The 13,352-nt window shown below is 41.2% G+C and carries 16 protein-coding genes and 1 tRNA gene; 9 read left to right on the plus strand and 8 right to left on the minus strand.

Annotation, left to right across the window (positions count from 1 at the left end; all coding sequences use genetic code 11):
• Positions 1–6: 6 nt before the first annotated feature.
• Entirely contained in the window at positions 7–1,959 is a 1,953-nt protein-coding gene (locus P162_RS03910; protein ID WP_031425926.1) for an endonuclease, read from the minus strand.
• Positions 1,960–2,102: 143 nt separating this feature from the next.
• Here P162_RS03910 and P162_RS03915 point away from each other — a divergent pair, with 143 nt between their 5' ends.
• Positions 2,103–2,624, plus strand: a complete 522-nt coding sequence (locus tag P162_RS03915; protein WP_031425927.1) for a 5' nucleotidase, NT5C type — start codon at positions 2,103–2,105, stop codon at positions 2,622–2,624.
• Between the two features lie 19 nt (positions 2,625–2,643).
• Here P162_RS03915 and P162_RS03920 read toward each other — a convergent pair whose 3' ends face one another.
• The 5 genes from P162_RS03920 to P162_RS03940 all read right to left on the minus strand — a co-directional run bounded on the left by P162_RS03920 (position 2,644) and on the right by P162_RS03940 (position 5,782).
• Positions 2,644–2,985, minus strand: a complete 342-nt coding sequence (locus P162_RS03920; RefSeq protein ID WP_031425928.1) for a DUF86 domain-containing protein — start codon at positions 2,983–2,985, stop codon at positions 2,644–2,646.
• Entirely contained in the window at positions 2,954–3,280 is a 327-nt protein-coding gene (locus P162_RS03925) for a nucleotidyltransferase family protein (RefSeq protein ID WP_035917223.1), read from the minus strand. Before P162_RS03925 ends, P162_RS03920 begins: the two co-directional genes overlap by 32 nt.
• 118 nt (positions 3,281–3,398) lie before the next feature.
• Positions 3,399–4,712: a UDP-N-acetylglucosamine 1-carboxyvinyltransferase gene (gene murA, locus P162_RS03930; protein ID WP_031425930.1), complete on the minus strand. Its 1,314-nt coding sequence runs from the start codon at positions 4,710–4,712 to the stop codon at positions 3,399–3,401.
• 20 nt (positions 4,713–4,732) lie between these two features.
• Positions 4,733–5,368: a DUF4290 domain-containing protein gene (locus P162_RS03935; RefSeq protein ID WP_031425931.1), complete on the minus strand. Its 636-nt coding sequence runs from the start codon at positions 5,366–5,368 to the stop codon at positions 4,733–4,735.
• 123 nt (positions 5,369–5,491) lie between these two features.
• Positions 5,492–5,782, minus strand: a complete 291-nt coding sequence (locus P162_RS03940) for a DUF493 family protein (RefSeq protein WP_031425932.1) — start codon at positions 5,780–5,782, stop codon at positions 5,492–5,494.
• 138 nt (positions 5,783–5,920) lie between these two features.
• Between P162_RS03940 and P162_RS03945 the strand changes: the two genes are divergently transcribed.
• From P162_RS03945 to P162_RS03965, 5 genes are all read left to right on the plus strand, one after another.
• Positions 5,921–6,406 carry an ATP-binding protein gene (locus tag P162_RS03945; RefSeq protein ID WP_241077724.1) on the plus strand — a complete coding sequence of 162 codons (486 nt, stop codon included), beginning with the start codon at positions 5,921–5,923 and terminating at the stop codon, positions 6,404–6,406.
• Complete coding sequence (locus P162_RS03950; protein ID WP_031425934.1) at positions 6,403–8,307, plus strand: ATP-dependent DNA helicase RecQ; 1,905 nt, start codon at positions 6,403–6,405, stop codon at positions 8,305–8,307. The genes P162_RS03945 and P162_RS03950 overlap by 4 nt, the downstream gene beginning before the upstream one ends.
• Positions 8,304–9,257: a methionyl-tRNA formyltransferase gene (gene fmt / locus P162_RS03955; protein WP_031425935.1), complete on the plus strand. Its 954-nt coding sequence runs from the start codon at positions 8,304–8,306 to the stop codon at positions 9,255–9,257. Before P162_RS03950 ends, fmt begins: the two co-directional genes overlap by 4 nt.
• Positions 9,258–9,440: 183 nt before the next feature.
• Positions 9,441–9,713: an HU family DNA-binding protein gene (locus P162_RS03960; RefSeq protein WP_031425936.1), complete on the plus strand. Its 273-nt coding sequence runs from the start codon at positions 9,441–9,443 to the stop codon at positions 9,711–9,713.
• A gap of 124 nt (positions 9,714–9,837) precedes the next feature.
• On the plus strand, positions 9,838–10,398 hold the full coding sequence (locus tag P162_RS03965) for a YqgE/AlgH family protein (RefSeq protein WP_031425937.1): 561 nt from the start codon (positions 9,838–9,840) through the stop codon (positions 10,396–10,398).
• On the opposite strand, the gene P162_RS03970 is transcribed toward P162_RS03965, so the two are convergent.
• On the minus strand, positions 10,399–11,238 hold the full coding sequence (locus P162_RS03970) for an aminotransferase class IV (protein WP_031425938.1): 840 nt from the start codon (positions 11,236–11,238) through the stop codon (positions 10,399–10,401).
• Positions 11,239–11,290: 52 nt separating this feature from the next.
• Positions 11,291–11,683 carry an START-like domain-containing protein gene (locus P162_RS03975; RefSeq protein WP_031425939.1) on the minus strand — a complete coding sequence of 131 codons (393 nt, stop codon included), beginning with the start codon at positions 11,681–11,683 and terminating at the stop codon, positions 11,291–11,293.
• A gap of 151 nt (positions 11,684–11,834) precedes the next feature.
• On the opposite strand from P162_RS03975, the gene P162_RS03980 reads away from it, so the two are divergent.
• From P162_RS03980 to P162_RS03990, 3 genes are all read left to right on the plus strand, one after another.
• Positions 11,835–11,908, plus strand: a tRNA-Met gene (locus P162_RS03980).
• Between the two features lie 288 nt (positions 11,909–12,196).
• Positions 12,197–12,640, plus strand: coding sequence for a GNAT family N-acetyltransferase (locus tag P162_RS03985; protein ID WP_031425940.1), 444 nt, complete (start codon positions 12,197–12,199; stop codon positions 12,638–12,640).
• A gap of 123 nt (positions 12,641–12,763) precedes the next feature.
• Positions 12,764–13,282: a MepB family protein gene (locus P162_RS03990; protein ID WP_031425941.1), complete on the plus strand. Its 519-nt coding sequence runs from the start codon at positions 12,764–12,766 to the stop codon at positions 13,280–13,282.
• The last annotated feature ends 70 nt before the right edge of the window (positions 13,283–13,352 follow it).

The following is a 13,352-nucleotide window of genomic DNA, read 5'->3' on the forward strand; positions in this document are numbered from 1 at the left end:
TTAACTTTATTGAATGATCAATTTCCTGTTCATTTTTTTAGTGCCCATTTTCATAGTTAAATAATAAATTCCTGCTTTATGATCAAGATCTAACCGCTGACCGGACAAAACGGTTTTTTTCAATACCAGTTTGCCGGTTGTATCATATAATTTTATCCTCTTTTTGCCCGAAAAACCACTTAAAATCACCCATTTTTGAGCTGGATTGGGGTATATTTTGATCAAATCACCAGCAGTAGTTTGTATTGAAAGATCAGCATTCCATACTTCGCCCTGTTTATTTCCCCAGAGGTATTCCACAAGTTCTGGATAGTCGATAAAGGGATTGCGGTTGTACTGCCAGGTGTAAACGACATTGTTGCGGTGCATCTCAAAATCATCTGGAGGGTCGGCGCGGTGCCATTGCAACAACGTTTGCAGATCGCCCAGTTTCCCAAAACCGGCTTCCGGGAAACCGTTGACAATTTCCAGTCCCGTATAACGCAGGGCTATAAAAAACGCACTTCGCGCCACATCTCCATAAAAACTGCCCGCTGTACCTGAGGGACCTGTATATTCGCCATAATTCTGATTGTTTCGGCGGCTGTTTTCTCGGGAATCTACCGCGCGCAGCGCGTGGGCATCGGTATTGCCATGCCGAATGCTGTCTACATTTGTAGTCACGTAAATCTCCTTTCCATCAGCAACCTCATCTGCTTCTATATTATAAAAACCGCCACGGCTCCGCGGAAAAACATGCTCCCGGTTCCATTTTTCAAAACTGTCGCTGGTAAGCTGAAAATCCAATTTGGGTCGGCTTTTTTCGGTATAAAGTAGCCAGACTTCATTGTTGTTCAGTGGATTTTGATCTGCTTCTTTTACAATATCGATCACATCTGCATAAGTCTGGGCACGCACGATTTCGGGAGCTGCAATTAAAGCGGTAATCGCCTGTCTTAAATTATTTCCCGCTTTTCCATTCAGCGAAGCATAAAAGTTAACGGGCTGTGTAGATTCTACAACTTCATATGTGGGATTAAGCGGAGTTCCCCAGGGTGAAATCCCAAAGTCATCATCTACGACACGAATCAAAAGCCGGTCGCGCAGTGGGATAAACCCTTCCGGAAGGTTCTCAAAACGGATCACCATCTCTTCATCGCCCTCGTCCAGATCGTCATCTGTAAGCATTATTTGTGTCGCTACCGTACTTGATCCTGCCGGAATGGTGAGTTCCAGCTTTCCGGAAAAATCAGCCGAATCAAAGCCAAAATTGGTCAAATTGACACTAAAATCCAGCGTATTTTCAAGAATTTGATCTGCCGTGAACACAATCTCAAAGGTATCTCCTTCCGTAAATTCTTCCATTTTGAGTGAAAAATCAATACCTATTTGCCCTACTCCACTGCCATCATTAGAACGGCGTGGCGTAGGCGCCTTAACGGAATGCGTTCCATCCACATTCCGCTGAATCGATTCATTATCCTTATTGCCGTTTTCATTTTCATTGATCTGCTGCGCAATCCCAAGTAATTGAAGCAGGTCGTCATCATCTGCATCATTTGTGTCATAGGCAAGCGCATCAATTAGACCAACGGTATTCGCAGGTGTTTCCTCAGGGAAATTTTCCGGTTTTGCTTTATAAATAGCCACCGCATCAACACCGTTCTGGATAACATTGGCATCTATAAAATATTGTGGCGCGGGCGACACGGTGTTGCTACCTATGAGAAAAATACCGTTGATATCTGTCACAAAACCGGTCAAATCAATGGTAAAATAGCTTGAATCCATACCATTTTCAGAGCCATTAAAAAGTACAACGAGATAACCGTCTAGCGGAAAATAAGCATCTTCTGATCGCAATTCTATAAACTCGCGGTCATCATAACCGGGAGAATCGCAATCAAGCTCGTTGATTACGAGTTGGCCATAACTCAGCCCAATGGTAAAAAGAAAAATTAATAGGAAATAATGTTTCATACAGGCCTGATTTTAAGAACGAAAGCAAGAGTTCAACAATTTACTAAAAGATATTCTTTTCGGTTTGCAAAACCCCGAAATAGGGATAAAACCTATGCTTTTGCCGCCTAGAAGGCTTATATTTGGGTTCAAAACAAGAAACTATGCGAATATTTGTAGATATGGATGAAGTGCTGGCAGATACCTATGGCGCCCACATTGATCTGTATAACGAAAAATATAGAACCCAACTTACCAAAGAAGCTTGCAAGGGTGGTGACGTCTGGGAGTTTGTACCAAAAGAGCATCAGGATTACATTCATGAACAGAACCGCCAGCGTGGCTTTTTTTCCAATCTAAAAGTAATGGAAGACAGTCAGGATGTCCTGGAACAATTAAGTAAGGATCACGAAGTTTATATAGCATCCGCGGCCATGCAGTTCCCGCAATCCCTTGAAGAAAAATCAATCTGGTTAGATAACCACTTTCCTTTTATTACCTGGGAATATCGTATTCTCTGCGGTCATAAATTTGTACTGAAAGGCGATGTACTTATAGATGACCGGTCTTTCAATCTGGACACTTTTGAGGGCAGGGCCATACAATTTACCTCCCCGCACAACATCAATTCCCACGGTTATGAGCGTGTGGAAACCTGGAAAGAAATTGGGGAAAAATTGCTTTAGGAATCCGTTGAAAAACGGACTATTGATCTCTTTCCTGTAATTTTTGTACCTCTCTTTGAAGTGGTAAAAGATAATGCGACACTATTGCCCAGACGATAGAATCGTCAATACTGTCATACGAATGTATCAATCTGTTCCTTAAACTTATTATTTGAGCGGCATGTTCTAAGGTGTGGTCTTCTGAAATTTTCCGAAATTTATTAACGGCTTCCCCGATTATGGCGAGATGCCTTTCTACCGCACTTTTAGTCTTAAGGTCATTCTGATATGCAGTAAAAGATGGCGTGTCGCTAATGAACTCCTGTATCAGGTATATTGAGTTGGAAATATCATATAAAAATTTGCTCTCTTTTTCGGTCATAGATGAGCTTTTTGGTTCTATCGATATTTTCTTTTAAATAGGGATTTTTCAGGGAATCATCTGTTAGTAAATCTACTTTTCTATCAAAGAAAATCTCTAGCTTATCCCATAAGGTAATGAGCGCGATCCCTCTATCTTCTGGTTTCTCAATCGCTAATTGCACAAGCAGGTCTACATCACTAATTTCTTTATTGAAGCTGGAAGTTATGGATGAGCCAAAAATGTAAAGCTTGTCAACCTCATATCTTCTGCAAAGGGCATAAAAAATATCGTGCCTATCCTTTATATACGTCATAACATCCATATTCAAATATAACGAATTTTATATGGAAAATAATTCTATGGAATCAGAACGGAACTTAGATTATCGCAGTTCGATCAAAACCTATGCTATAAAAAATAAAATATAACCGTTATGAAGTTCGTACAATCTTTGCCCCAATAGCCCGCAGACGACCGTCTATATTCTCATAACCGCGATCTATTTGCTCAATATTATTAATGGTAGAAGTTCCTTTTGCGCTCAGTGCGGCAATCAATAAGGAAATACCGGCACGTATGTCTGGTGAGGTCATATTGGTCGCTTTTAGGCTCGATTTAAAGTCGTGCCCTATGACCGTAGCGCGGTGTGGATCGCAAAGAATGATCTTTGCCCCCATATCAATCAATTTATCAACAAAGAAAAGCCGGCTTTCAAACATCTTTTGATGAATAAGCACCTCCCCTTTGGCCTGGGTTGCGATGACCAGCACGATACTCAGTAAATCTGGAGTAAAACCGGGCCAGGGTGCATCACTAATGGTCATAAAAGAACCATCAATAAAGGTCTCGATCTGATAACCGTCTTTGTGTGCGGGAATATAAATATCATCCCCTTTCCGCTCTAAGGTAATCCCCAGTTTCCTGAAGGTCGTGGGAATGACACCCAGATCTTCCCAGCTCACATTCTTTATGGTAATTTCACTTTTGGTCATAGCGGCAAGTCCTATCCATGAACCTATTTCTATCATATCAGGAAGTACGGTATGCTCACAACCTGCCAGTTTTTCCACACCTTCAATATGAAGCATATTAGAACCTATCCCTGTGATATTGGCTCCCATGCGGTTGAGCATTTTGCACAATTGCTGAAGATAAGGTTCGCAGGCGGCGTTGTAGATCGTGGTCTTTCCTTCGGCAAGTACGGCGGCCATAACGATATTTGCGGTACCGGTCACCGAAGCTTCATCCAGCAACATAAAAGCCCCTTTGAGGCCTTCTGGTGCTTCCACCCCATAAAAACGCTCTTCTTTGTTGTAACGGAATTTTGCGCCCAGTTTGATCATACCCTCAAAATGGGTATCAAGACGTCTACGACCAATTTTATCACCCCCAGGACGTGGAATATAGCCTTTGCCAAAACGCGCCAAAAGTGGCCCCACGATCATAATAGATCCCCGTAGGCCGCTACCTTCCTGTTTAAATTGTTCGCTCTCCAGATAATCCAGATTGAGCGCATCGCTTTTAAAGGAATATTTCCCTTTGCCCAATTTCTGAATTTTAACGCCAAGATTGCCCAGTATCATGATGAGTTTATTGACATCAACAATATCTGGAATGTTGCTTATTTTTACCTCTTCTGGAGTAAGGAGGACGGCACAAAGAATTTGAAGTGCCTCGTTTTTTGCGCCCTGAGGCTGGATTTCACCTTTAAGTTGATGACCTCCTTCTATTTGAAATGATCCCATAAATAAATCCTACTTGGGGTTTAGTAGCGTTTTTTACCTCGGTTGCTTGATTTTTTTCTGTTGGAATTTGATTTTCCACTTTTTCTTGAACGTACCAGACGATTGGCATCTTTGAGATCTTCCTCTTTTTTTGCCATATTAATCTCACCGCCACTCAGTTCAAAAAGGTGCTTAAAGATCACGTCATCATCAACGGTATCTTTGTTCCAGTTGAGGAAACATTTTTTCATATGGTTGGCAATGGCAAATTCAAGCGCCTCGCGCTTGTCTCCCTTTTCCCATTGAACGGCCTGGTCAATCATCCTCTTGATATTGTTGCCGTAAAAGCGGTATTTAGGGTAATTTTGAGGATATTCTAAAGGCTCTGGGCGTTCTTCCAGCTTTTCTTTTGATGGGGTCTCGTAGGGTGAATCCACATCAAGGTCAAATTCTGCCGCGATAAACAGCTGATCCCATAATTTATGTTGAAAATCAGGAACGTCGCGCAAATGCGGCTGCAGGTTTCCCATGACCGCAATGATGGATTTTGCAACTTTGTTCTGCTCTTCGCGATCTTTGATCTCACGCAACTGGTTGACCATCTTTTGCAGGTGACGGCCATATTCGGGAACAATAAGTTTTTCCCGTTCTGTATTATATTCTAACTGATCTATCAATTGTAAAATTTTAATGTGAAGTACGTTCTACCCTGGCGAACGCTCGCAAAATAGTAAAAATCTGCCAAAAATCGGTAAATTTAAGTATATAATTGGCCTATTTTGACAGGTATTTGCAATGTTTTACAGGGAAACCACCCCTTCTACCACCGCTGCCTGTTTGTACTTCGCGATGACCGCGTCAGGATCTTTCATGAGCACGTTTATGGAAACGCTGGTGTAGGTTCCTTTTCTGGACTCCTTGGTTTTGATTACCGCCCCTGTATTGTCAAAAATATCTTCTATCGCCTTGATTTTTTCTTTGGCCGAAGGCACTATAAACTTAAAAAGGTATTCAGAAGGCCAGGAAGCCGTCTCTTCTAGGCGCCCCTTTAGCTTACCGTAAAATTCCTCTGGATTGTTCTCTGTATTCATATCAACTATATTTATATGCAAAGATAGGGTCTTCAAGCCATTTTATTATCCTTGCACAAATGAGTATTTTTGCATTCTAAAACCTAAGCCATAGAACGTATTGTACTTATAGGCGGCCCCAGCACCGGGAAAACCACGTTGATAAATGCCCTTGCCCAGAGCGGTTATAAAACCTTTGATGAAATTTCGCGTCAGGTGATCAAAGAGGCGCAGCAGGATGGGATTGAGCAGCTTTTTCTAACTGAGCCGCTGCTTTTCAGCCAGAAACTGTTGGAAGGACGTATCGCCCAATACAACGCTGCCGCGGAAATAAACGATGCTTTTGTAATCTATGACCGCGGTATTCCAGACATTCCCGCATATATGGACTATGCCGGCCAAAAATATACTTCGGTATTTACAGAAGCCTGCGAAAAATACGTTTATGACCGTGTATTTGCACTTTCTCCCTGGGAGGCCATTCATGAAGTAGATAATGAGCGTTACGAAGATTTTGAGACCGCTACCAGATTGCACGATTTTTTGATAAAAACCTACCATCAGTATGGTTATATGCCCATAGAAGTACCACAGTGCAGTATAGAAAAACGGGTTGATTTTATAGAAAAGTATCTAAAAAGATGAATTTAGATCCCCAGCAGGCACTGGTGAAATTTTGGGGCTATGAGTATTTTAGACCGCAGCAACAGGAAATTATCAGTGCGGTGCTGGCGGGCAAGGATGCGGTCGCGCTCCTTCCCACGGGCGGTGGCAAATCACTTTGTTATCAGATCCCGGCAGTCGTACGCGAAGGTATCGTATTAGTGGTTTCCCCGCTCCTTTCGCTCATGCGCGATCAGGTGATGCAACTGAGCAATAAAGGCATCAAGGCGATGTATATTCCCGGGGGAACACCCTACCAGGAACTTGACACCCTGTTGGATAATTGTATCTACGGAAACTACAAACTACTTTACCTCTCGCCAGAACGTTTGCAGCAGGAACTGGTGATAGAACGTATCAAACAGATGAACATATCCCTGCTCGCTATTGACGAGGCGCACTGCATCAGCCAGTGGGGACATGATTTTAGGCCGGCCTACCGCAATATCGCCACATTTAGACAGCTTATTCCAGAGGTGAACTGCCTCGCGGTCACCGCTACGGCTACCCCGCAGGTAACCGCAGACATGCTGGCGCAGCTGGAACTAAAAGAACCACAGGTATTTCAGACTTCTTTTCAGCGGAAAAACCTTGCTTATCTCGTATTGCGGGAAGAAGATAAATTGTATCGCTTAAAACGGATTTTCAGCAGTAAAAAAGGGTCGGGCATTGTTTATGTCCGCAGTCGGAAAACAGCACATAAATATGCCGCTTACCTCAACGCAAATGGTATCAAAGCCCATTTTTACCATGGCGGATTGGCGAACAAAGAGCGTGATACCCGCTTTACGGACTGGATGGAAAATACAGTGCAGGTCATGGTTGCCACCAGCGCCTTTGGGATGGGCATTGACAAGGCTGATGTACAAACGGTGGTTCATGTAGAATTGCCAGAAAGCCTTGAAAGTTATTTTCAGGAAGCTGGCAGGGCGGGCAGGAATGGAGATCGTGCCGGTAGTATTATTTTATATGGCCCGGGAGATACCCAGCGATTAAAAAACCAGTTTGTAAAAATATTACCAACTGTAGCTATGGTGCGCCTGGTGTATAAAAGGCTCAACAGTTATTTTCAGATATCCTACGGCGAAGGTACGCAAGAGAACTTTCGGTTTAATTTTATGAATTTCTGTATGACCTACGATCTCAACACCCTCACCACGTATAATGCGCTTCAGGTACTCGACCGTAATAGCGTACTACTGCTGGGTCAGGAATTTTTCAGGAAAGCGAGCTTACAAATCAAGGTCTCACCGGTAACATTGACCTATAATTTGATCAAAAATCCCGGTATTGACCTTATTATTAAAACAATTTTAAGAACCTACGGCGGCATCTTTGACCAGCCGTTGAATATAGATCATTCCGCAATCGCCAAAAAAACAAATGTAAGCGTGGCCGCGGTTCATGACGCGCTACTTCAGCTTGAAAAAGATGATCTGGTGATCTATGCGCATGAAAGTTTTGATACGGCAATTACCTTTTTAGTCCCCAGGGAAGACGATCATGTGATCAACACCATCGCCCGTAACGTAAAAGCACAAAACAAGCGGAAAATCGAACAGGTGGAAGCAATACTATATTATGTGGAAAATGACTCCATATGCCGTAGTGTACAATTGCTTTCCTATTTTGGCGAAAAAGGTTCAAAACCCTGCGGAAAATGTGATATTTGTGCCAAAAAATCACCCAAAACGACTAAAAATCCTTCCGCAATAGCGGAAAAAATAACCAGTATTTTAAGGGAACAAGCAATGAATTCACGTTCCCTTTGCATCAAATTACCCGATTTTACCGAAGCTGAAATCCTGCTTCAGCTAAAAAATTTACTTGAAGAAGGTCAGATTGAACTGACTCAACATAATACCTATATCCTAAAAAAATGACAGATTTACGAATCGTTTTTATGGGCACGCCAGACTTTGCCGTTGCCAGCCTCCGGGCCATTATTACCAGTGGCGCAAATGTAGTGGGCGTTATCACTGCGCCTGATCGCCCTGCGGGACGCGGACAGAAATTGAGCCAAAGCGCGGTAAAAGTGTACGCACAAAAGCAAAATCTGCCCATCTTGCAGCCTGTAAACCTAAAATCGCCCGATTTTCTAGATGCATTGAAGGACTTAAACGCAAATCTACAGGTGGTCGTGGCCTTTAGAATGTTACCAAAAGAAGTATGGCAAATGCCAGCGCTGGGAACCTTCAACCTACACGCATCGCTATTGCCCAATTATCGTGGGGCCGCCCCTATCAACTGGGCAATTATCAATGGGGAAAAGACCACGGGCGTCACTACTTTTTTTATTGACGAAAAAATAGATACCGGCGCGATTATCAAACAACAGGAAGTTAGCATAGGTAAAGGTGACAATGCCGGCGTTTTGCACGATCAATTGATGGAAGCAGGAAGTACCCTTATTCTTGAAACCCTGGAAGATATAAAGAACGGTACAGTAAAAACACAACCCCAGCCCCAAACGGAAAAACTGAATACCGCTTACAAGTTGGACCGGGAGAATACGCGCATTGACTGGAACAAACCCACCAGTGAAATTTACGACCACATTAGGGGACTCAGCCCCTATCCTGTGGCGTGGACGTCATTCACTAGTGATGGCAAAGAGCAACAGATGAAAATCTATGCAGCGCAAAGGAGCGAACCTGAGGAATCCATTGATCTTGATCGAAAACAACTCAAAGTCATTGATGGTTGTCTCTTTGTAGGCTGCTCAGACGGGATCTTGGAAATTACCCGATTACAACTTGCCGGGAAGCGAAAAATGAGCGCAAAGGATCTATTGAATGGATATTCTTTTGATAAAGATGCAAAAGTGCTGTGAAGGCCTATGGACGTTAGCACTGCTAAATATTTCCTTCAACTACCCGGTTTTATTAACAAAAAGTTAAAGTTGCCAGTCTATAAACGTATTTCCTGCGCTATTCCTTGTGCGGCCGGAATATCCGTCTAAATTTGTTAAACAGAAGTAAAAGTTTAAACGACAATTAATTTTTAAATTTACATTATGAACAAATCAGATTTAATTGATGCAATGGCAGAAGATGCTGGAATCACAAAAGCAGCGGCTAAAAAAGGACTTGAATCTTTTTTAGGCAATGTTGAAAAATCCCTTAAAAAAGGAGACCGTGTTTCTTTAGTAGGATTTGGCTCTTGGTCTGTATCTAAACGGGCAGCTCGTGAAGGAAGAAATCCTCAAACTGGCAAAACCATCCAAATCAAAGCGAAAAACGTAGTAAAGTTCAAAGCAGGATCTGAACTTGCGGATGCTGTAAATTAAGCAGTATACCTTTAACGTATTTAAAGTCCTCCTATGAGGACTTTTTTATTTATAACTAAAACCAATATGAGAATTTTGCTAGTCTGAAAAAATTGGCTTAGCTTAGAGGTATTCTTAGATATTTATGATAACAAAAAAGGCAACAAAAGGTAAATTGCTTGTGGCAGAACCTTCCATTTTAGGTGATGTCTCTTTCAATAGATCTGTTATTTTACTGGCAAACCATGATGAACAGGGGTCTGTGGGTTTTATATTGAACAAACCCTCATCCCACACCTTAGAAGATCTCGTACCGGAAGCGGCTTCTGCTATGACTGTTTATAATGGTGGCCCCGTAGAACAGGAATGCCTGTATTTTATTCATAAGGTACCAGACCTTATACCTAATAGTGTTGAAATAGCTTCTGGCATATACTGGGGCGGTGATTTTAATACAGTAGTGGAGCTTTTACGTTTTCACCTGATTACTGAAAATGATATTCGGTTTTTTCTGGGATATTCTGGATGGGACGGTATGCAGCTTGACGAAGAACTTGATTCCCGTTCCTGGATCGTTGTAGACAACATTCACAAAAAGGACATTATTACCAGAGCCCTACCTGATTTCTGGAGGGAAAATATGATAGAACTGGGCGGCGATTACTTATTATGGTCCAATGCTCCCGAAAATCCCGTTTACAATTAATTAGCCCAACCGCGCTTTAGCATTTAATTTTCCCAATAAATTTTTTGAAATTTTATTCCCGTACGTTTTCTTGCGGTATTTTGTTATGGGCCGTATTCCCATTAATGTATTGGTAATAAAAAGTTCATCTGCCTTTTGCAGTTCAAATGGGGAAATTGCTTCCTCTTTGATTTCTATACCCTCTACTTTCTCAATAATATCGATGACCTGCTTTCTTATGATTCCGCGAAGGCAGCCTTCTTCAAGTGGTGGGGTTTTAATATGATTGTCTTTTACAAGAAAAAGGTTTCCCTGCAATGCTTCTGCCACACTCTTTTTAGTATTGAGCAACAAACAATTGTCATAACCATTTTCTGAGGCAAAAATACTACCTGTCACGTGGATTAGCTTATTAGCGGTTTTAAGTGTGGAAAGCATATCCGCGTTGAGGTAATGATCTTTGTAGAGTTCCACTTCGTAAGGCTCCTCGTTTAAAAGGTAAAAAGGATCCTGGAGCTGCTGACCGAATATGTAAAAAGATACGGTATTTTTTTGCGGAAGGTACCTGCCTCCCTCATCCCTGAAAACGGTAAGCCGCACGCTCGCCGCTTCATTGCTCAAACCTTCAGCATCAAGGGTGTTTTTGATTTCGGTTTCAAGATTCTCCATGGTAAACTCCATGGGGATTTCCATCCTGAGGATACGCATGGAAGCCATGAGCCTAAAATAATGATCTTCCCAGAAAATAATTTTTCCGTTGAGGCAGCGTATGGTTTCAAAAACTGCGTCGCCATAGAGCAAAGCGCGGTTATATGGTGAAAAAACGGGGTTTTCGGTTAATTTTCCGTTCAAATTGATCATAAAAAAAGTCCCTTTTGTTGAAAGGGACAAATATACAATCGTGCATTTGATTCTAGGTAGAACCTATGACATGTTTCAATTCTGCTATCTGATTTTCCCAAAACATCTTCCCTTCATCAACTTCATCTTCTTCGGCAAAGTCTGTTACTATCAATGAAACGTCTTTAGTAATCTCATCAACCACAATACGCAATTCAAAATAGAAGAGATCATCGTTATCCACATCTTCCATCCAGCGGAATTTTATGCGCTCTCCACTTTTTTTACCTAACAGCTTGGCTTTTTCTTCACTTCCATTCCATATAAATGTATAATATTCCCCGCGTGAATTCACATTATCTGCAAACCACTCAGACATCCCAGAAGGACTTGACATATACTGATATAGCAGCGAAGGTGAAGCTTGAATAGGAAACTCAATTTCAAATTTTACTTTATCTTCCATAAACATTTTCTTTGTTGGCCGTCAATATAGGTTTTCTCGAGATACTAAAAAAGGAAGGAACGCCATTTTATTTTATATTTAAGGTTTGCCATCGTGATAAATGTTATTATATTTGCACACCCTAAGAAAAAATTCTTGGGCCTGAAATTATGGCGAGGTAGCTCAGCTGGTTAGAGCGTCGGATTCATAACCCGGAGGTCGGGGGATCGTGCCCCCCTCTCGCTACAAGTAACTAAAAGCCCCCACAGCAATGTGGGGGCTTTTTACATTTACAGTCAATCAAAGTTGTACATGAGCTTCAAATGAGCCCTTATTCATTATCATAATCTCTAATAAAAATGCTCACCTGCTGGCCATACCTTCAACCTTTTAGAGGCAGAGGCAAATCTGACCCGGGTCTAAGTGCTCTCAGCGTACAAACAGAACTATAATTTTAATCAAATAAAAGAATGGTCAAATTAACGTATTAGATCATTGAATTACTTTTAATGAAAACCGCCAGAACGCAATAAAATGGAATATAGAAAAGCGCAATTAAAGGACTTAGAACCAATTGCAAAATTATTCAATGATTATAGAGTCTTCTATGAACAACCTTCCGATTTAGAAGGTTCAATAAATTTTTTGAGAGAACGGTTGACAAATTCTGAGTCAGAAATCTTCGTTTGTCAAGATACTGATAAACAACTAGTGGGTTTTGTTCAATTATACCCAATATTTTCATCCACTAGAATGAAGAAACTTTGGCTACTGAATGATCTTTTCGTTGACCCAAGTCATCGGGGAAAGGGTATTTCTGTTGAACTTATAGAATGCGCCAAAGCACTTTCTAAAAAAACAAACGCCGCGGGTTTGATCCTAGAAACTTCAAAATCAAATAACATAGGAAATAAACTGTATCCACGAACTGGTTTTGTACTTGATAAAGAACATAATTATTACAGTTGGGAAGAATAATACGAAAGCACAACTATGACTGAAATCTAATGTTTCCTGATTATTTGATAAAGGCAGTTGCTTACCACAACCCGAAAATGAGAACTCAAATCAAGATCTAAACAAACGAATAAAATTAGGTGAATGGACAAAAATCTGCAGCAAATTAAAACGGAAATTTATGACAAATGCGCATTTGAGATTTCTGAGTTTAGAGTTGAGGTTGAAAGTAGAGCATATGGCGCTTGTAGATTTCAACTTAACGGACTGCATATTTTGAGTAGAAATGCAAAAACAACCCCGAAAAAAGTGGGGCAATTTGTTACGTTTTGGAAACGAAAGGAGAATGGCCCCATTGAACCTTTTTATGAAAAAGACCAGATTGATTTTTATGTGGTCAACGTACGAAAGGATAACCATTTTGGACAGTTCGTTTTCCCAAAATCTTTGCTAATGCGGAAAGGGATTATAACTACTCAACAAAAAGAAGGGAAACGTGCATTCAGGGTTTATCCCGATTGGGATACTGTAATAAGTAAACAAGCAGAGCGGACTCAAAAATGGGAACTGCCTTATTTTTATCAAATCAACCTTTTAACTGATTTACAAAAAGTGAATGAATTGTATAATGAAAAAATAAATCCCACATCAAATAAAATATAATCGCGATTAGGCAGTATTTGATCACAGGCGCAAATACTGGGACTTGCCAAAGTAAATGCTAAACCGAAAT

Source organism: Flavimarina sp. Hel_I_48, assembly GCF_000733945.1.
GTDB lineage: Bacteria > Bacteroidota > Bacteroidia > Flavobacteriales > Flavobacteriaceae > Leeuwenhoekiella.